This window comes from Williamsia sp. Y844, assembly GCF_056786475.1.
The window spans coordinates 132,860-151,964 of sequence record NZ_JBXCJB010000006.1; the positions used below are offsets into that span (position 1 = coordinate 132,860).

16 protein-coding genes are annotated in these 19,105 nt (G+C 65.3%); 15 read left to right on the plus strand and 1 reads right to left on the minus strand.

The genetic code is table 11. The features are described 5' to 3' along the window. Positions 1-2 precede the first annotated feature (2 nt). The 13 genes from murD (at position 3) to ileS (ending at position 16,317) form a co-directional block, all read left to right on the plus strand. Positions 3-1,484 (plus strand): UDP-N-acetylmuramoyl-L-alanine--D-glutamate ligase, encoded by a 1,482-nt coding sequence (gene murD / locus AC1TQG_RS27325; protein WP_482142065.1) that lies wholly within the window; start codon positions 3-5, stop codon positions 1,482-1,484. After that, positions 1,484-3,304, plus strand: a complete 1,821-nt coding sequence (gene ftsW / locus AC1TQG_RS27330; protein WP_482142066.1) for a putative lipid II flippase FtsW — start codon at positions 1,484-1,486, stop codon at positions 3,302-3,304. The genes murD and ftsW overlap by 1 nt, the downstream gene beginning before the upstream one ends. 54 nt (positions 3,305-3,358) lie before the next feature. Continuing rightward, entirely contained in the window at positions 3,359-4,486 is a 1,128-nt protein-coding gene (gene murG, locus AC1TQG_RS27335; RefSeq protein WP_482142067.1) for an undecaprenyldiphospho-muramoylpentapeptide beta-N-acetylglucosaminyltransferase, read from the plus strand. Next, positions 4,483-6,003, plus strand: coding sequence for a UDP-N-acetylmuramate--L-alanine ligase (gene murC, locus AC1TQG_RS27340; protein WP_482142068.1), 1,521 nt, complete (start codon positions 4,483-4,485; stop codon positions 6,001-6,003). Before murG ends, murC begins: the two co-directional genes overlap by 4 nt. Further along, positions 6,000-7,067: a cell division protein FtsQ/DivIB gene (locus AC1TQG_RS27345; protein WP_482142069.1), complete on the plus strand. Its 1,068-nt coding sequence runs from the start codon at positions 6,000-6,002 to the stop codon at positions 7,065-7,067. The genes murC and AC1TQG_RS27345 overlap by 4 nt, the downstream gene beginning before the upstream one ends. A 202-nt stretch (positions 7,068-7,269) precedes the next feature. Beyond that, a complete protein-coding gene (gene ftsZ / locus AC1TQG_RS27350) occupies positions 7,270-8,460 on the plus strand; it encodes a cell division protein FtsZ (protein WP_482142070.1) in 1,191 nt (396 codons plus the stop codon). A gap of 8 nt (positions 8,461-8,468) precedes the next feature. Further along, positions 8,469-9,185: a peptidoglycan editing factor PgeF gene (gene pgeF / locus AC1TQG_RS27355; protein ID WP_482142152.1), complete on the plus strand. Its 717-nt coding sequence runs from the start codon at positions 8,469-8,471 to the stop codon at positions 9,183-9,185. Then, positions 9,178-9,933 (plus strand): YggS family pyridoxal phosphate-dependent enzyme, encoded by a 756-nt coding sequence (locus AC1TQG_RS27360; RefSeq protein WP_482142071.1) that lies wholly within the window; start codon positions 9,178-9,180, stop codon positions 9,931-9,933. Before pgeF ends, AC1TQG_RS27360 begins: the two co-directional genes overlap by 8 nt. Positions 9,934-10,013: 80 nt before the next feature. Further along, the gene (locus tag AC1TQG_RS27365) at positions 10,014-10,760 is read left to right on the plus strand and encodes a cell division protein SepF (RefSeq protein WP_482142072.1); all 747 of its coding nucleotides are present in this window, start codon (positions 10,014-10,016) and stop codon (positions 10,758-10,760) included. A 68-nt stretch (positions 10,761-10,828) separates the two neighbouring features. Further along, positions 10,829-11,110, plus strand: coding sequence for a YggT family protein (locus tag AC1TQG_RS27370; RefSeq protein WP_482142073.1), 282 nt, complete (start codon positions 10,829-10,831; stop codon positions 11,108-11,110). A gap of 408 nt (positions 11,111-11,518) precedes the next feature. Continuing rightward, positions 11,519-12,343: a DivIVA-like cell division protein Wag31 gene (gene wag31 / locus AC1TQG_RS27375; protein WP_482142074.1), complete on the plus strand. Its 825-nt coding sequence runs from the start codon at positions 11,519-11,521 to the stop codon at positions 12,341-12,343. Positions 12,344-12,370: 27 nt separating this feature from the next. Then, a complete protein-coding gene (locus AC1TQG_RS27380; protein ID WP_482142075.1) occupies positions 12,371-12,838 on the plus strand; it encodes a hypothetical protein in 468 nt (155 codons plus the stop codon). A 311-nt stretch (positions 12,839-13,149) separates the two neighbouring features. Then, the gene (gene ileS, locus AC1TQG_RS27385; protein WP_482142153.1) at positions 13,150-16,317 is read left to right on the plus strand and encodes an isoleucine--tRNA ligase; all 3,168 of its coding nucleotides are present in this window, start codon (positions 13,150-13,152) and stop codon (positions 16,315-16,317) included. Here ileS and AC1TQG_RS27390 read toward each other — a convergent pair. After that, positions 16,314-17,027 carry a TetR/AcrR family transcriptional regulator gene (locus AC1TQG_RS27390; protein WP_482142076.1) on the minus strand — a complete coding sequence of 238 codons (714 nt, stop codon included), beginning with the start codon at positions 17,025-17,027 and terminating at the stop codon, positions 16,314-16,316. The two genes, ileS and AC1TQG_RS27390, sit on opposite strands and share 4 nt — an antisense overlap. A gap of 111 nt (positions 17,028-17,138) precedes the next feature. On the opposite strand from AC1TQG_RS27390, the gene AC1TQG_RS27395 reads away from it, so the two are divergent. Together AC1TQG_RS27395 and AC1TQG_RS27400 are read left to right on the plus strand one after the other, a co-directional pair. After that, positions 17,139-17,594, plus strand: coding sequence for a PNPOx family protein (locus AC1TQG_RS27395; RefSeq protein WP_482142077.1), 456 nt, complete (start codon positions 17,139-17,141; stop codon positions 17,592-17,594). An 87-nt stretch (positions 17,595-17,681) separates the two neighbouring features. Next, entirely contained in the window at positions 17,682-19,043 is a 1,362-nt protein-coding gene (locus AC1TQG_RS27400) for a DNA polymerase IV (RefSeq protein WP_482142154.1), read from the plus strand. The last annotated feature ends 62 nt before the right edge of the window (positions 19,044-19,105 follow it).

The following is a 19,105-nucleotide window of genomic DNA, read 5'->3' on the forward strand; positions in this document are numbered from 1 at the left end:
CGATGACGGTGCAGGAATCACCGTGGGGTGAGCGGGTTCTGGTCGCAGGCGCCGGTGTTGCCGGAGCCTCCGCAGCACGGTTCCTGCTGAACCAGGGTGTGGCGGTCACCGTCTGCGACAACCGACCTGCCGCGCTCGAGCCGCTGGTGGCCGCCGGTGCTGCGGCGGTGTCCCCGGACACTCTGACCGCTACCTCGGACTGGACCACCGACTTCGACCTCGTCGTCGCATCGCCGGGCTTTCGGCCCGACAACCCGCTGGTGGTTGCGGCCGCGGGGCTACCGGTCTGGGGCGAGGTCGAATTGGCCTGGCAGGTGGACCGATCCGGCGTCACCGGGCCGCCACGTCAGTGGCTGGTGGTCACCGGTACCAACGGCAAGACCACCACAACCGGGATGATCGAGTCGATCATGTCCGCTGCCGGAGCCTCGGTCATGGCCTGCGGCAACATCGGCCTGCCGGTGCTCGACGCGTTGGTCGCGGAGCCCCGCGTCGACGTGCTCGCGGTGGAACTGTCGTCCTTTCAACTCTTCTGGGCACCGTCCGTACGTCCGACCGCGGGTGTGGTGCTCAACATCGCCGAAGACCACCTCGACTGGCACGGCTCGATGGATGCCTACATCCAGGCCAAGGCGATCGCCCTGTCGGGGCCGGTTGCGGTGGTCGGCCGCGACGACCCGGTGGCAGGCAACCTCACCGGTTCGGATCCGGAAGGGCGCACGCTCGGATTCCGGCTCGGGGTCCCGGAACCGGATGAACTCGGTGTTGTCGACGGCCGACTGGTCGACCGGGTCGACTGGGACGCCGGTGGCGATTCCCGTCCGGTCCCGTTGTCCGATGTCGTTGCCTTGATCGACGCCGACAAGGTGCGGCCGCAGGGTCCGTCCGGCGTACTCGATGCGCTGGCGGCGGCGGCGCTGTGCCGGTCCGTCGGGGTGAGCCCGCAGGCCGTGGCCGAAGGGCTCGAAGCGTTCACCGTCGCCGGACACCGCAGTGCGCCGGTCGCCATTGTTGGGACCACCACCTTCATCGATGACTCGAAGGCGACGAACCCCCACGCCGCGCAGGCCTCGATCCTGGGACATCGCCGGGTGATCTGGATTGCCGGGGGATTGCTGAAGGGCGCTTCGGTCGACGAACTCATCGTCGCCGTCCGCGATCGGCTCGCCGGGGTGGTGATCATCGGAGCCGATCGCGACATCATCAGAGATGCAATGGCACGACACGCCCCTCTGGTCCCAACAGTCACACGAGTAACAGGGGAAGATGGGGCGGTGAACATCGCTTCCGCTACTGCGGTCATGGACAGCGCGGTGCGGGCCGCCTGGGACCTCTGCGCAGCCGACCCGGACACCCCTGATGCAGTGGTGTTGGCCCCGGCGGCGGCATCGCTGGACATGTTCTCCGGTTACGGAGCCCGCGGCGACAGCTTCGCCGCGAGTGCCCGCGCCCTCCCGGGCGCGCAGGTGCTGGGGGAATCCTGATGCGAAAGAACCGGATCAACGCGGACTCTGACAATTCTGATTCGAATATCGACTCCGATCCGGAAACAAGCCTGGGCGGCGTAGACCTCGAGGACGACGGGGATCTGGAAGGCGTCGACATCGGCGGCGGCTCCGATGACAAGGCCGAGGCCGCCGGTTCGACCGGGGCCGGTACTCGCAGCACATCCAAGTCCGGGCCAGAGCGCAAGTCCGGGCCAGAGCGCCGCGTCATCTCCCTTGGCGAGGGGATCGGTTCGATTCTGACCAGGGTCGCCGGTGTCCTGAGCCGGCCACTTGCGTCGTTTCATCTCGTGGTGACCCTCACCGTCCTGCTGACCGCCTTCGGGTTGGTGATGGTGCTGTCGGCATCGTCGGTGGAGGGCTATTCCAAAACCGGTTCGTCGTACGGCATGTTCACCACGCAGTTGGTGTTCGCCGCGATGGGTGTGGTGCTGTTCTACTTCGCCGTCCGGATGCCGGTGCGGATCATGCGACGGCTGGCCGCCCCGGCGATCATCATCACCACGATCATGCTGATGCTGGTCCTCGTGCCGGGCATCGGAACGCTGAGTCAGGGTGCCCGACGTTGGTTTGTCATCGGTGGACTCTCGGTGCAGCCCTCAGAACTGGCCAAGGTTGCACTCTGTGTCTGGGGTGCCCATCTGCTCGCCTCCCGTCGCCGGGATGACGCGCAACTGCGTGAGCTGCTGATCCCGCTGATCCCGGTCGCGGTCCTGATCTGTGGCCTGATCATCCTGGAGCCGAACCTCAGTACCACCATCACCATCGCGATCATCATCGGCGCACTGCTGTGGTTTGCGGGTCTGCCGATGAAGGTCTTCGGCTTCTTCGCGCTCACCGGTGTGGCGCTGGCCGCCGTGTTCGCCATGTCGGCCGGCTACCGCAGCGCGCGGGTGCTCAGCTTCCTGGGTCAGGACAACGATCCGCAGGGTGCCGGTTACCAGGCCCGGCAGGCACGCTATGCCCTCGCCAACGGTGGACCGTTCGGTGAAGGACTCGGGCAGAGCCGGGCGAAGTGGAACTACCTGCCCAACGCCCACAACGACTTCATCTTTGCGATCATCGGCGAAGAACTCGGACTCGTCGGTGGCGTCATCGTGCTGCTGCTGTTCGGTCTGTTCGCCTTTGTCGGCCTGCGGATCGCGGTGCGCTCGGTGGACCCGTTCCTGCGACTGCTCACCGCGACCATCACGATCCTGGTGACCGCGCAGGCACTGATCAACATCAGCTACGTCGTCGGACTGCTCCCGGTGACGGGCATCCAGCTGCCGTTGCTGTCGGCCGGTGGCACCTCGACGCTGACCACACTGATCATGTTCGGTTTGCTGGCCAACGCGGCTCGGCACGAACCCGAAGCGGTTGCGGCGCTGGCATCGGGCGGTGACGGCAGGTTCGGCCGAATGCTCCGGCTGCCCAACCCGGTTCCGTACGCTCAGACCCGTGCCGAGGTTCTGCGCGACCGCCTGGACCGGCGACGGGTGCAGCGCGCACCGAGTCCGGTGGGACGCGCACGCCGCGCCGCGGCCACCGAACCGGCGCGGCGACCGGCCCAGAAGCGGCAGCCTCCACGCAGCCATCCGGCGCGTGAGGACACCAGGCGCGTGCGGGTGCAGCGACCCCAGGATTGGGGTTACGACGGCACTGCGAACCCGCCGCAGCGCCGGTCGCAGTCACTGCGTAACAATGACAGTTATGCCCATGATCGTCAGCCGCGAGATATCCGTCGCGGCAGCAATACCTCTGCCCGTCCGGCCTACGGCGAGGACCGCCGATACCGCGATCCGCGACCGAGGCGGTGAGCGAACCGCCGGATGGAAATCTGGACGGGGCGCAGGCGGATGGGGCACGAAACCATGAGTGAATCGACCCGGCCACTGTCGGTTGTGGTGGCAGGTGGCGGTACAGCCGGTCATATCGAACCGGCGATGGCCGTCGCGGATGCGTTGATCGAGATCGATCCGACGATCAAGGTCACCGCGCTGGGTACAGCGCGTGGGCTCGAGACGACTTTGGTGCCCGAACGCGGCTATCGGCTCGAGCTGATCCCGCCCGTACCGTTGCCCCGCAAACCCAACGCGGATCTGGCCAAACTTCCACTGCGGCTGCCCAAGTCGGTCGCGGCCACGCGTCGGATCCTCGACGAGGTGGACGCCGATGTGGTCATTGGCTTCGGTGGATACGTCGCGTTGCCTGCGTACCTGGCGGCCCGTCTGCGGAGCCGTTCGGGCGCGCGGATCCCAGTGGTCATCCATGAGGCCAACGCGCGCGCCGGTGTGGCGAACAAGGTGGGTGCGCGGCTGGCCCAGCGCGTGCTGGCCGCGGTTCCCGGATCGGGCCTGGCGGCCGAAGTTGTCGGAATCCCCGTGCGCGCAGCAATTTCCGATCTCGATCGGGGTGCGTTGCGAGCGCAGGCCCGAGCCTTTTTCGGGCTCGATCCCGATGCGCCGACACTGCTGGTGTTCGGTGGATCGCAAGGTGCGCAGAGTCTGAACTCCGCGGTCCGCGGTGCGGCGCAGGTATTGGCGGACAACGGTATCGGTGTTCTGCACGCCTATGGGAAGAAGAACACCCTCGAGCCGTTCGACGCGAGACCGGCGTACGTCGGCCTGCCTTACATCTCGCGGATGGACCTCGCGTACGCGGCAGCGGATCTGGCCATCTGCCGCTCTGGCGCGATGACCGTTGCCGAGGTCTCGGCAACCGGCCTGCCTGCGGTGTACGTCCCACTTCCGCATGGCAACGGTGAGCAACGACTGAACGCCGCTCCACTGGTCGAGGCCGGCGGTGGACTGATGGTCGACGATGCCGATCTGACGCCGGACTATGTGGCACAGACCATTCCGCCGTTGCTGACCGATCCCGAGCGGCTGGCGGCCATGGCCGCTGCGGCCGCCGGATCGGGTGCCAGGGGTGCCGCGCAGGCTGTCGCCGCGGCCGGCATCGAACTCGCGCAAGCCCGGCGTGCGGCGGCGAGCCGATGAACGAGCCGATCGCCGGAGACATGAAACAACCGTTGCCTGCACAACTTTCGCGCGTGCACATGGTCGGGATCGGTGGCGCGGGTATGTCCGGGCTGGCACGCATCCTGTTGGCGCGTGGGGGTCAGGTCTCGGGAAGCGACGCAAAGGAATCGCGGGGTGTGGTCGATCTGCGCACTCGTGGTGCCCAGATCCACATCGGGCATGACAGTGCCGCACTCGACATGCTCGACGGCGGCCCGACGGTGGTGGTGACCACCCTGGCCGCCATCCCCAAGGACAACCCCGAACTGGTGGCCGCACGCGAACGGGGAATCCCCATCCTGCTGCGGCCCGGAGTGCTGGCGACGTTGATGGAGGGGCATCGCAATCTGCTGATCGCGGGCACCCACGGCAAGACGTCCACCACGTCGATGACGGTGGTCGCCCTGCAGCACTGTGGTCTCAATCCGTCGTTTGCCATCGGTGGGCAGCTGAACGAATCCGGAACCAACGCACACCACGGCTCGGGCGAGCTGTTCGTGGCCGAGGCCGACGAGAGCGATGGATCGCTCCTGGAATACACGCCGAATGTGGCTGTGGTGACCAATGTCGAGTCCGATCATCTCGATTTCTTCGGGACCGTAGAGGCCTATGTGAGGGTGTTCGACGACTTCGCCGACCGCATCGTCGACGGCGGGACCCTCGTGGTCTGCCTGGACGATCCGGGTTCGGCGGCGTTCGCGGGCCGAGTGGTCGACCGGTTGGCCGAGCGGGGGATATCGGTCCGCGGCTACGGCGAAGGTGTGCATCGCGATCTGGCGCCGAATGTTCCGTTGGATGCCGAGCTGTTGGCCTGGCAGAGCCGCGCCGGTGGGGGTGTCGCGCAGGTGCGATTCACCGACCGTGACGGTGTGGTCGCCGAACGCGAGATGAATCTGCCGGTCCCCGGTAAACACATGGCGCTCAACGCGATGGCTGCGGTACTCGCCGGAGAGTCTGCCGGGGCGCAGATCTCCGATGTGATCAGAGGCGTTGAAGGTTTCACCGGTGTACACCGCCGATTCCAGCTGCGCGGTGCGGTCGGTGGAATCCGCGTGTTCGACGACTACGCACATCACCCCACCGAGGTTCGGGCGGTGCTGACCGCGGCGCGCGACATGGTGGACGTCGACGGTGGCCGTGTGGTGGCCATCTTCCAGCCCCATCTGTATTCACGCACACAAACATTCGCGACCGAGTTCGCCGCCGCACTCGACCTCGCCGATCAGGTCATCGTGCTCGATGTCTACGGAGCCCGCGAGCAACCGATCCCGGGGATCAGCGGCGTGACGATCGCCGAACGGATCGGCAAACCCGTTGCGTTCCAGCCGGATGTCTCGGCGCTACCGCGTCAGGTGGTCGAGCTGGCCCAGCCGCAGGACGTGATCCTCACCATCGGTGCCGGCGACGTGACCATGCAGGCAGGGGAGATAGTCATAGCGTTGCGCGATGCCGGTCGGGTGAATCAGGACGACCGGATTCCGCGGGGCGAACAATGAGCGACCGTCGTCGGCCCGGCCGCGATGGGAAGTCGCGGCGTACCGGCGACGCAGAGGTCGTCGGTTCGGATGAGCTCGGTCCAGACGACCCCGACCCAGGGAAGATCGAAGCAGCGGACACGGACGCGGAAGACCCTGGCCCACATGATTTCGGGGACGAGTTCGGCGCAGAAGAATTCGATCCCGACGAGTTCGGTGATGACCTGGAAGACGACGACATCAAAGTCGGCGATATCGAAGCCGGTAAGGGCGTCGAGGACTCCGACAGATCGGACGATTCGGACGGCAGGGGAAGGTCGGCGAGGGACCGCGGCCGACAGTTCGGCCGCAGCAGGTTCAGTTGGCTGCGTCGCAACAACAGTGGTCGCAAGAACAGTGGTCGCAGTCGCGCCCGGCCCGCGATCAGCGGCATGCGTGTGCTGGTCGGCACCATCGGTGCCATCGTGGCGGTCATCGCACTGTTCCTGGTTGCGTACTTCACGCCGCTGATGTCGGTGCGAAGCGTCGACGTGACGGGCAATTCCGTGGTGCAGGCGGAGGAGATCACCTCCGCGGCAGCAGTTCCCGCGGGTGAGCCGCTCCTGCAGGTCGATGCTGCGGCCGCGGCCCAGCGGGTGTCGATGATCCCGCGGATCGCCTCGGTCCGGGTCAAGCGTGAGTACCCCTCGACCATCAGCATCTCGGTGGTCGAGCGCGTCCCCGTGGTGTTCACCGAACGTGACGGACAGAAGTACTTGATGGACAAGCTGGGATTCGAGTTCGCGCAACAGGATCCGCCGCCCGGGCTGGCCCAGCTACGTACCCGGAACCCGGGTTCGGGCGACGCCTCGACGCGGGCCGCGTTGACCGTGATGGCCGAGGTTCCCCCTTATGTGTCCGGACAGATCGCCGCGATCGAAGTCAGTTCTCCGGTCAATATCGTGTTGGTACTCAAGGACAACCGCACCGTGGTGTGGGGAGACGACAGTCGAAACGCGGAGAAAGCGGAGACCCTGCGCCATGTGCTGACGCAACCGGGGACCGAATATAATGTGTCCAGCCCGTCGAATCCGACGTTCAAATAGCCGATTTGGTGCAATTCGCAGAGTTCTTTCCCGACACGCCGCGCCGGTTGCTGGCTCCGGTGTCCGAAGGTGCCTAGCGTTTCCATCAGCACACGACTACTTGACATAACTCTAAGCCTGTGGTTTAGGTTGAGGGTTTTCGCGAAGCGGCCGTGCCGTAGAACCAAACTGGTTCGAACAGACCAAAAGGAAGGCGAGCGCCATGACGCCCCCGCACAACTACCTTGCCGTGATCAAGGTCGTCGGTATTGGCGGCGGCGGAGTAAATGCCGTCAACCGCATGATCGAACAGGGACTCAAAGGTGTTGAGTTCATCGCGATCAACACCGATGCCCAGGCCCTGCTGATGAGTGACGCCGACGTCAAGCTCGACGTCGGTCGCGACTCCACCCGCGGACTCGGCGCCGGCGCCGACCCCGAGGTCGGTCGCCGCGCCGCCGAAGACGCGAAAGACGAGATCGAGGAGCTCATCAAGGGCGCCGACATGGTCTTCGTCACCGCGGGCGAGGGCGGTGGCACCGGCACCGGTGGCGCACCCGTCGTCGCGAGCATCGCGCGCAAGCTCGGTGCGCTGACCGTGGGCGTGGTCACCCGGCCGTTCTCGTTCGAGGGCAAGCGTCGCGGGGGACAGGCCGAGGTCGGCATCACCGCTCTGCGCGAATCGTGCGACACCCTCATCGTGATCCCCAACGACCGTCTGCTGCAGATGGGCGATGCCGCCGTCAGCCTGATGGATGCGTTCCGCAGTGCCGATGAGGTGCTCCTGAACGGTGTTCAGGGCATCACCGACCTGATCACCACACCCGGGCTGATCAACGTCGACTTCGCCGACGTCAAGGGTGTGATGAGCAATGCCGGTAGCGCCCTGATGGGTATCGGTTCCTCGCGCGGCGAGAATCGCGCAACCAAGGCCGCAGAGTCGGCGATCAACTCGCCGCTGCTCGAGGCTTCGATGGAGGGCGCGCACGGCGTGCTCATCTCCATCGCAGGCGGCAGCGACCTCGGTCTGTTCGAGATCAACGAGGCGGCCACGCTGGTGCAGGAAGCTGCCCACATCGACGCCAACATCATCTTCGGCACCGTGATCGACGACAACCTCGGCGACGAGGTCCGCGTCACGGTCATCGCAGCCGGCTTCGATAGCGGATCACCGGCTCGCAAGCCGGTCGAGTCCGCGGCCACGGTCGCCGCTCGCAGCGCCTCGGTTGGATCCGGACGCTCCGGTGTCGTGTCGAAGGGCAGCGACTCCGAACGCCGCGACTCGCTGTTCGCGCAGGCTCCTGCCGGAGACCCCTTTGCCGATGATCGCCAGGGACGCCAGACCTCACGTCCGGCCCACGGTATGGACGAGGCCGACGACGAGGTGGACGTTCCCCCGTTCATGAAGCGCTGAGCGTGGCAGTGGGTTTTCGTGTCCGGCGGGTGACCACCTCGCGGGCCGGTGGCTTTTCGACCGGACCCTATGCTTCGTTCAATCTCGGTGATCATGTCGGTGACGATCCGGAGGCTGTGTCACGCAACCGGATCCGGCTCGGTGAAGAGATCGGTGTCGGTCCCTCGCGGGTGGTCTGGATGGAACAGATCCACAGCCGCAACGTGGTGACCGTCGACGGTCCGGTGTCCGAGCCGGTGCCTGCCACCGACGCGTTGGTCACCACGACCAAGGATCTCGCGTTGGCGGTGCTCTCGGCCGATTGCGTTCCGTTGCTGCTCAGTGATGAGACGGCGGGTGTGATCGCGGCCGTCCATGCCGGACGGGTCGGCGCGCGGATCGGGATCGTGCCGCGCGTGCTCGCCGAGATGGAAGCCGCAGGCGCGGTGGTGAGCCGGATCGGCGCGTTCATGGGACCGGCGGCCAGTGGTCGGCAGTACGAGGTGCCCGCGCACATGCAGGCCGATGTCGAGGCGCACCTGCCCGGCAGCGCCACCAAGACACTCAAGGGCACCCCCGGGCTGGATCTTCGGGCAGGCATCCGCCGGCAGCTATTGGAGGCCGGGGTCAATGGGGTGGCGCAGGATCCTCGGTGCACGATCGAGGACCAGTCCCTGTTCAGTCACCGGCGTGGTGCGCCGACAGGACGGATCGCCTCTGTCATCTGGATGGACAGCGGTGCCTGAGGGCTCTGACCGGTCATCCGAGCGCGGAGAAGAACTCGCCGCGAATTTTGAACGTGTGCGCAGTCGTGTCGACGCGGCTTGCCTCGCGGCAGGTCGCTCCCCGGCCGAGGTTCAGTTGCTGCCCGTCACCAAGTTCTTCCCGGCGCAGGACGTGCTTTTGCTGGTTGCCGCAGGCGCCACCGAGTTCGGTGAATCGCGTGAACCGGAGGCCGGTGAGAAGGCCGCGGAGGTTCGGGCCTCGACCGGTCGCGCCGATCTGCGGTTCCACATGATCGGGCAGTTGCAGCGCAACAAGGCGAAGTCGGTGGCCCGCTGGGCCGACCGGGTGCATTCGGTCGACAGTCTCAAACTCGCCCAGGCACTCGACCGCGCCGTCGGAACTGCCCGCGAGGACGGCGCGCGGGCCGGAGCGCTGGAGGTTCTCATCCAGATCGGCCTCGATGACGACGAGGCCAAGGGGCGCGGCGGGGTATCGGCAGACGAACTGCCGGGCCTGGCCGACGCCATCGCCGAATCGGCGAATCTCGAATTGTGCGGGCTGATGGTGATCGCTCCACTCGGTGGTTCGGCGGAGCAGTGGCTGGAGCAGGCGGCCCGCATCCACCAGGGATTTGTCACGCAATACCCGGCGGCGACCGAATTGTCGGCGGGTATGTCAGACGATCTCGAGCTCGCTGTCAAGTACGGATCGACATGCGTGCGTGTCGGTACCGCAATCATGGGCTCCCGGCCAGTAATCTCGCCCTAACAGTTAGTCACATGAGTAACACGAGCAACACGGCTAACAAAGATTGTCGAGTACAAGCTGCGACTGAAAGAGGAAATGCGATGAGCACCATCCACAAGTTCAAGGCGTACTTCGGCATGGTCCCGCCCGGAGACTACGAAGACGACTACTTGGAGGATCCGGCTCCCGCCCGGGCTCGCCGGTATGAGCGTGACTACCGCGATGGCGACTACCGCGAGCCGTTCTACGGTGACGAAGCCGCTGTCGCCCGTCCGTATCGGGACGAGGTCGATGACCGTGACTACCGCGAGGCCGAGTTCGCAGGCGCCGAGTACGAGCGCGCTCCGGAGTACGCCTACGCCGGTGCTCGTCGCCCCCAGTTCGAATCGGCCGATCGGTACGCCGCCGCACCGGCGCCTGCCCGGCCTTCGGCACGCCTCGAGCCGCTCGGCAGCACCCGGCCCGCAGCCGCGCGTACCACCACTGTCGGTGGCGGCACGAGCACTCGTGGCGCACTTGCACTCGATTCCCGCGCAGAGTTGGACCGCGTCTTCGAAGAAGGCAACCCGCTCGGCAAGATCACCACGTTGCGGCCGAGCAGTTACGCCGAGGCGCGCACCATCGGTGAGCGTTTCCGCGACGGCAGCCCGGTCATCATGGATCTCGTCGACATGAGCAACGCCGACGCCAAGCGCCTGGTCGATTTTGCGGCCGGTCTTGCGTTCGCTCTGCACGGATCGTTCGACAAGGTCGCGACCAAGGTCTTCCTGCTGGCCCCCGCCGACATCGACGTCTCGGCCGAGGATCGCCGCAAGATCGCCGAGACCGGCTTCTACAACCACCAGTAGGACCTCGGCAACAGGCCGCTGGTGCTGCGGTTTTCCCAAACCGCAGCGAAATCGGGCAGAGTTGTGGCGTGACGATCGCGCGAGAGATTATTTACTACGTCCTTTTCATCTACTGGTTGCTGCTCCTGGGCCGGTTGGTGATCGAATTGGTTCGTACATTTGCCAGGGAATGGCGCCCGACCGGCGCCTCGGTTGTGGTCATCGAGGGTGTCTTCACATCCACCGATCCGCCGATCAAGACGCTGCGGCGCATCCTCCCGCCGATCCCGCTCGGTCCGGTCCGCTTGGATCTGTCCCTGATGATCACGATGATCCTGGTGTTGATAGCGATGACCGTGGTTGCCGGATAGTTCGGCCCGCCCAGATTCTATTGCCCGAATCCTCGTATCCGCCCACTGATTTCGTGGGAGATCCGCGGTGCGTGGCGTCGGAGACACTCCGCGTGAACAGGGCGATGATGTTCCGGATCAACTTGAGTGGCGTGGGACGCACTAGTATCGAGTAGGTTGATAACAAACGGGTCACGGATTCACGGCGCGCCGTTGTAAATGGTGCGTTTTGACCGCTGTTTGATTTCGACATCGCATCCATAGGGTGCAACGAACGGTTCTAGTGTGACAGGATGGACGCCAGTTACAGCCTGTGTGCATATCGTGAATAATATGAAGGACGCTCACGGTTCGGCGGACACGCTGAGCCAGCATCTGCCCGAAAAGTAGAAGACCGAAGTTCGACACAAGGTATAAGGGGACCGACCAATGCGGCTGACACCAGCTGATGTGCACAACGTCGCGTTCAGCAAACCGCCGATCGGCAAACGCGGCTACAACGAGGACGAGGTAGATCAGTTCCTCGACTTCGTAGAAGCCGAACTGGCGCGTTTGATCGAAGAGAACACTGACCTGAAACAACGGGTTGAAGAGCTCGAGGGCGAGGTCACTGCGGCGAAGAACGCGCCGGCACCGACTCCAGAACCTGCAACGCAGGCGTTTGCGGCAGCACAACCGGCGGCTCCGGCCCCCGAGTCCGCGCCGCCCGCGGCACCGCAGAACGACGACCAGAGCGTCCGGGCCGCCCGAGTGTTGGGTCTGGCTCAGGAGACCGCCGATCGACTCACCAACAATGCTCGTAGTGAGTCCGAGTCAATGGTGGCCGATGCCCGCGCCCGCGCAGACGCGCTGGTCGGCGACGCCCGCTCGAAGTCCGAGGCGATGCTGAGCGACGCGCGTCAGCGGTCCGAGGCCATCCTCGCCGATTCGCAGACCCGCGCCGAGACGCAGACGCGTCAGGCTCAGGAGAAGGCAGCTGCCCTACAGGCGGATGCCGAGCGCAAGCACACCGAGATCATGGGCACCATCAACCAGCAGCGTTCGGTGCTGGAAGGCCGGATCGAGCAGCTCAAGACCTTTGAGCGCGAGTACCGGACACGGCTCAAGACCTACCTGGAGTCGCAGCTCGAAGAGCTGCAGCAACGGGGCAGCGCGGCACCGGTGGACAACGCACGCGGTGGTGATGCCTTCTCGTCCGATCCGGGCAATGGTGGCTTTACCAACACGGGCGGATTCTCCAAGCCGAGCAACTGACGCGACCGGGTAACCAGGACGCTTCAAGTGTTGGTTTTGGCGCTGTCGGCCACGCTGGTGGGATTCGTCCTACTGGTGGCGGCTTTGCTCAGTGGTGTTCTCTGGTTGGCGATAGCCTGTGTGGTCGTCTGCGTGATAGGCGTCGGATTTCTCATCGCCGACCTACTCGGACTGGGGCGGAGTTCCTCTGCCGCAGCCCAACCCGGCGCGGACGATCCCCACGACAGTGACGCTTCCAGTGGCGACACCGCGGACAGTGATTTGAGTGATGACGAGGTCGGGGCCTCGGATCAGGAGCAGGCTGGGGATTGGTCCGCCGTGGCGGAACATGAGGAAGATCCCGCAGCCGGCGACTCGTCCGAGGGCCACACCCGCAATGCAGGCGACGATGACGTGGGATCTGAAGCCGACACCGGTGAGATCCCGCGGATATCGAAACATGGTCGGAATGACGATCCGCCGACCGAAGAAATCTTTCTGGACAAACCACGTTAGACTCGAACACGCGTTGATCCGGCCATCACCGGGGAGCACCCGGAAGAACGGGGCCGTGAGGTCCCCAGTAGAACCGGGCGGATGAGGTCCGTCAAAGCCTCGGCGATTGCCGGCAGGAGTATGCCGGTCAATCGATGGAGTGGCGCCGATTCCAGGCGCAAGCGGGGTGGTACCGCGGCCGATGAAACCATCGGTTCGTCCCCGTGCCGGCTAACACGCCAGAGCACGAGGAGACGGTAGTGAGTTCACACGAATCGGCAGCGCAGAGTTCTTCGGGGCAGGAATCGGCTGGGGAGAAGGCGACCGAGCGGGTGTACCCGTTGGTTGATCTCGCAGGCGGCATCCGCAGCGGGGCGCCTTCATTTCCCGAGGTCGAGGAGCGGGTGCTCGACTATTGGAAGTCTGATGACACCTTCCGGGCTTCGATCGACAACCGGGCGGACGCGCCGGAGTTCGTCTTCTACGATGGACCGCCCTTCGCCAACGGTCTGCCTCACTACGGCCATCTGCTGACCGGTTACGTCAAAGACCTCGTGCCGCGCTTCCAGACCATGCGCGGCAAGAAGGTCGACCGCCGGTTCGGTTGGGATACGCACGGTCTGCCTGCCGAACTCGAAGCAGAGCGGCAACTCGGGATCACCGACAAGTCCCAGATCGAGACCATGGGCGTGGCGAAGTTCAACGACTACTGCCACTCGTCGGTGCTGCGTTACACCGATGAATGGCGCGAGTACGTCACCCGCCAGGCACGTTGGGTCGACTTCGACAACGACTACAAGACCCTCGACATCGACTTCATGGAGTCGGTCATGTGGGCATTCAAGACACTGCACGACAAGGGCCTGGTTTACCAGGGCTACCGCGTGCTGCCGTATTCCTGGTACGAGCAGACGCCGCTGTCCAATCAGGAGAGCAAGCTCGACGACGCCTATCGGATGCGTCAGGATCCCGCACTCACCGTGCGGATGACGCTGACCACCAAGGACTTCGGGCCTTCCGAGCTCGACGGTGTGAATGCCCTGATCTGGACCACCACGCCCTGGACGCTGCCCTCGAACCTGGCGATGGCCGTTCATCCCGACACCGAGTACAGCCACGTTCGTGGGGAGGACGGGCAGGAGTACCTGCTCGCCACCGCGCTGCTGGGCAGCTATGCGCGCGAATTGGGTTCGGACCCAGAGGTACTCGGCACCTACACCGGTTCGCAGCTGGAAAACATCAGGTACCAGCCGCCCTTCGACTTCTTCGTCGGACACGAAGGCGCACATCGGATCCTGTTGGGCAACTACGTCACCACCGAGAGCGGAACCGGAATCGTCCATCTGGCACCGGCTTTCGGTGAAGAGGACATGGATCTTGCCACGGCCAACGGGATCGAGGTCGTGCAGCCGCTGGATCCGGGTGGCCGTTTCACCTCGATGGTCCCGCCCTACGAGGGCCAGATGGTCTTCGATGCCAACCCGGTGATCATCAAAGACCTCAAGTCGGCAGGCAAGATCCTGCGCCATGAGACGATCGAGCACTCCTACCCGCACTCGTGGCGGTCCGGAAAGCCGTTGATCTACATGGCCGTTCCGTCGTGGTTCGTCGCTGTGACCACCTTCCGTGACCGCATGGTGGAGCTGAACAAGCAGATCGAATGGTCCCCGGAACACATCCGTGACGGCCAGTTCGGCAAATGGCTCGAAGGGGCGCGGGACTGGAACATCAGCCGCAACCGCTACTGGGGTGCGCCGATCCCGGTGTGGATCTCGGATGATCCCGAATACCCGCGCACCGATGTCTACGGCAGCCTCGACGAACTCGAACGCGACTTCGGTGTCCGCCCGGACAACCTGCACCGGCCGTACATCGACGACCTCACCCGCCCCAACCCCGACGACCCGACCGGGCGCTCGACGATGCGTCGCGTGCCCGAGGTCCTGGACTGCTGGTTCGAATCCGGATCGATGCCGTTCGCGCAGGTGCACTACCCGTTCGAGAACACCGACTGGTTCGAGGGTACCGACACCGAACCAGGCCACAGCCCAGGCGATTTCATCGTCGAATACAACGGGCAGACACGCGGCTGGTTCTACAACCTGCACGTGCTCTCGACCGCACTGTTCGATCGTCCGGCATTCCGGACCGTGGCCGCACACGGCATCGTGCTCGGCGACGACGGTCAGAAGATGTCGAAGTCCAAACGGAACTACCCCGATGTGAACGAGGTGTTCGACCGGGATGGCAGCGACGCCATGCGGTGGTTCCTGATGGCTTCTCCGATCCTGCGGGGCGGCAACCTGGTCGTCACCGAGCGTGGGATCCGGGAAGGTGTCCGACAGGCATTGCTGCCGTTGTGGAATGCCTACAGCTTCTTGCAGCTGTACGCCGAGCGGCCCGCGCAGTGGAGCACCGCGTCCACCAACGTGCTCGATCGGTACATCCTGGCGAAGGCTGCGGCCACCCGTGATGCGATGACCGAGCAGATGGAGACCTACGACGTCGCCGGTGCGTGTGACGAGTTCCGGAACTTCTGTGAAGCGCTGACCAATTGGTATGTGCGGCGGTCGCGTTCGCGATTCTGGGCCGGTCAGGATGAGGCCCCGGAGGCGTTCGACACGCTGTACACGGCGCTGGAGGTGGCCTGCCGCCTGGCTGCGCCGCTGCTGCCGCTGACCACCGAGGCGATCTGGCGTGGGCTGACCGGCGAGCGGTCGGTGCATCTGACCGATTGGCCTGCCGAGGTCGAACTCCCCGCTGATCCGGAACTCGTCGCGGCGATGGACGACGTGCAGTCGGTCTGTTCGGTGGCGTCGAGCCTGCGCAAGGCCAACAAGTTGAGGGTTCGACTTCCGTTGCCGGCGTTGACCATTGCCTCGCCCGATGCGCTGCGGCTGGCTCCGTACACCGATCTCATCGCCGACGAGATGAACGTGAAGTCGGTGAACCTGACCGAAGATGCGGATCAGTACGGCAAGGTGGAGTTGTCCGTGAATGCCAGGGTGGCCGGTCCGCGCCTGGGCAAGGACGTCCAGCGGGTCATCAAGGCCGTCAAGTCCGGGAACGTCAGCATCACCGAACGTGACGGCGCCGAGGTGGTCAGTGCCGACGGAATCGAACTGCTCGAAGGTGAGTTCAGCCGCAAACTCGTTGCGGTCAAGCCGGAATCGACTGCCGAGCTGCCGTCGGGCAACGGGCTGGTGGTACTCGACACCACGGTCACCGAAGAACTCGAAGCCGAGGGCTGGGCCAAGGACCGGATCCGGGAACTGCAGGAAGCGCGCCGCAGCGCCGGCCTGGATGTCTCCGACCGGATCAAGGTGGTCCTGGCGGTGCCTGCCGAGCACCTCGAGTGGGCCAGGCGGCACGCCGATCTCATCGCAGGGGAAATCCTGGCCGTGGACCTGACGTTGGTCGACGGACGCGAGGAACCCGCATCGGGGGAGTGGGTCGAACTCGGCGACGGCGTCCAGGCGACGGTCACCAAGGCCGGCTAGGTCACTGAAGTCGGTATCAGTCCGATCCGATCGAGGAGCCCATCGATCTGCAGTGCGAACAACCGCTGCATATCGGTGGGTGACTCGACGCCGAACTGACCGAACACCTCCAGACTTGTCAGGCCGACTGTGCCTGCCCACAAGGCAATTGCGCTGTGGAGGTGGTGGTCGTCGAGATCGAGGCCGAACTCTTTCCGGATGCCGTCGAAGACGGCGTCGACACGCGACTCGATGATCGAGGGTTGCGGCGCGATCCGGCCTGACGCGGCGGCGTCGGCGATGGTGCGCATCAACAGTGCGACAACACGTGTCCCGGGTTCGGTGGTCTTCTCGGCCGGTGCCTGATATCCGGGGACCGGGCTGCCGTAGAGCAGTGCGTACCGCGCGGGTTCGGCGACCGCCCAGTCGTGGAACGCCATGCAGCTGCGCCGGATCTGTTCTCTCGGGTCGTCGGCCGGTGCGGTGTTGTGCGCGGCACCGACCTGGTCGGCGAGTTCGGCGTACGCGTCGACCACCAACATCGTCAGCAGATCGTCGCGGCTCGCGACGTATCGGTACACCGCCGACGACACCAGACCGAGTTCCCGGGCGATCGCCCGCAGTGACAGCGCTGCCGCGCCATACTTCGCGAGATGCTCGCGGCCCACCTCGAGGATGCGCTGGTTCGTCTGTATCCGGGCCTGCGCGCGCGGTGTCACCTTGTCGGTCATGTCTCCATCCTGCCACAAGCGAGAGCGGTGCTCTTGCAATTGTTGCAGCGGTGGTGCACACTCGACATCAAGCGAGAGCAGTGCTCTCCAAAACGAGTGGAGGAACAGGTTATGACCGCAATCACGCATTACAACCGGCCCGGCAAGAGCGTGCACTTCTTCAACGGCATCGTCTCGTGGCTGGCCGACCGTGGGATCACGCTCGCCGGTGCACGCACACTCGAGGTGCGCGGCCGGGTCTCGGGCAATCTGCAACGAATCCCGGTCAACCCGCTGCGGATCGAGGGGCGCACCTATCTGTTCGGAGCGCGGGGTGAGACCCAGTGGGCGCGCAATGTTCGAGCGGCGGGCACCTGCACGCTGCGTGGTGGCCGGACCGCGACCACGTACTCGGTGTCGGAAGTCGACGTCGCGGACAAGCCGGCATTGCTGCGCCCGTACCTGAAGCGCTGGGGTTGGGAAGTCGCCTCGTTGATGCCGGTCAAGATCAGCGCGGACTCCTCCGATGAGGACCTGCTGGCGGCGGGTCGGATCATTCCGGTCTTTGAGTTGCGGGCCACTTCCTGACGCCCGGGCGGCGTTCCGGTGTCGAGGCCGGGGCATACGATTACCGATGTGCAACAACAGGGCGGGGGCAGCAGTTCCCGGTGGGTGATGCACATCGACATGGATGCCTTTTTCGCCTCGGTCGAACAGCTCACCCGGCCGACATTGCGCGGGCGGCCGGTGATGGTCGGCGGTATGGGCGGGCGCGGAGTGGTCGCAGGCGCGAGCTATGAGGCTCGGGTATTCGGTGCGCGCTCGGCGATGCCGATGCATCAGGCGCGCAGGCTGGTCGGCGCCGGTGCGGTGGTGTTGCCGCCGCGGGGGTCCGTGTACGGAGCGGTGAGCAGGCGGGTGTTCGGCCTGATGCGCGAGATGATCCCGGTGATCGAAACACTCTCGTTCGACGAGGCATTCGGGGAGCCCGCCGAACTGGCCGGTGCCGATGCCGCTGCCGCGGAAGAGTTCGCACAGCGGCTGCGGAAGCGGATCAGCGACGAGGTGGGCCTGGCCGCCTCCGTCGGTTTCGGAACCGGCAAGCAGATCGCCAAGATCGCTTCCGGCATGGCCAAACCCGACGGCGTGGTGGTCGTCCGCCCCGCCGAGCAGCGGGAGTTCCTGGCCCGATTGTCGGTGCGCAAACTGTGGGGGATCGGACCGGTCGCCGGAGAACGGTTGCAGCGCTTGGGTATCGACACGATCGGCGATCTGGCGGCCATGTCGTCGATGGAGGTCTCGTCGGTGCTGGGCGCCACGGTTGGTCCCGGATTACACCTTCTCGCGCAAGGTGTCGACGACCGGCCCGTGGCCGAGCGGGCTTCGGCCAAACAGATCAGCGCCGAATCGACATTTGCCGAGGACATCACGGATCTCGTCAAACTACGTGGTGCGGTGGAACGGTCCGCGGCATCGGCGCATCGCCGACTGCTCGCCGATGGACGTGGATCACGCACGGTGGTCGTCAAACTCAAGAAGTCCGACATGTCGGTACTCACCCGGTCGAGCACGCTGACCGCGGCCACCACAGAGTTTCCGGTCCTCGCCGCGGCAGCCCAGCGTCTGGTGCTCGACCCGCAGGAGATCGGACCGATCCGCCTGGTCGGCGTCGGATACTCCGGTTTGACGGCGGTACAACAGTTTGCGATGTTCCCGGAATTGGACGTGTTCTCCGGGGCTGAGGCGGGCGAGGGTGATGCGACCTCGGCGGAGGAATCCTTTCCAGGCGGCCGAACCCCGGACGTCGATCGGCTGCGCTGGACCACCGGCGACGACGTCCACCATCGGCAGCACGGCTACGGCTGGGTACAGGGCAGCGGCCACGGCCGGGTGACGATCCGATTCGAAACCCGGGCCAGCGGTCCGGGGTTCGCCCACACATTCGCCCTCGACGATCCCGAACTGCACAGTGCCGATTCGCTGCTGAGCCTCGACTGGCCGGATGAGTATCTGCGTCCGGTGCACGAGGAGGACTGACCGCCGACCGAGTGCATCCGGTTCGGGTCGATGACTTTGCCCAGAGCGCACAGCATTACCCG

Excerpts from the sequence above, each read along its gene's own strand:
- AC1TQG_RS27390 (WP_482142076.1), bottom strand. The coding sequence starts at position 17,027 with ATGACCGACAAGGTGACACCGCGCGCGCAGGCCCGGATACAGACGAAC.
- murG (WP_482142067.1), top strand. The coding sequence starts at position 3,359 with ATGAGTGAATCGACCCGGCCACTGTCGGTTGTGGTGGCAGGTGGCGGT.
- AC1TQG_RS27400 (WP_482142154.1), top strand. The coding sequence starts at position 17,682 with ATGCACATCGACATGGATGCCTTTTTCGCCTCGGTCGAACAGCTCACC.
- ftsZ (WP_482142070.1), top strand. The coding sequence starts at position 7,270 with ATGACGCCCCCGCACAACTACCTTGCCGTGATCAAGGTCGTCGGTATT.
- AC1TQG_RS27395 (WP_482142077.1), top strand. The coding sequence starts at position 17,139 with ATGACCGCAATCACGCATTACAACCGGCCCGGCAAGAGCGTGCACTTC.
- murD (WP_482142065.1), top strand. The coding sequence starts at position 3 with ATGACGGTGCAGGAATCACCGTGGGGTGAGCGGGTTCTGGTCGCAGGC.
- AC1TQG_RS27365 (WP_482142072.1), top strand. The coding sequence starts at position 10,014 with ATGAGCACCATCCACAAGTTCAAGGCGTACTTCGGCATGGTCCCGCCC.
- murC (WP_482142068.1), top strand. The coding sequence starts at position 4,483 with ATGAACGAGCCGATCGCCGGAGACATGAAACAACCGTTGCCTGCACAA.
- ftsW (WP_482142066.1), top strand. The coding sequence starts at position 1,484 with ATGCGAAAGAACCGGATCAACGCGGACTCTGACAATTCTGATTCGAAT.
- AC1TQG_RS27345 (WP_482142069.1), top strand. The coding sequence starts at position 6,000 with ATGAGCGACCGTCGTCGGCCCGGCCGCGATGGGAAGTCGCGGCGTACC.
- wag31 (WP_482142074.1), top strand. The coding sequence starts at position 11,519 with ATGCGGCTGACACCAGCTGATGTGCACAACGTCGCGTTCAGCAAACCG.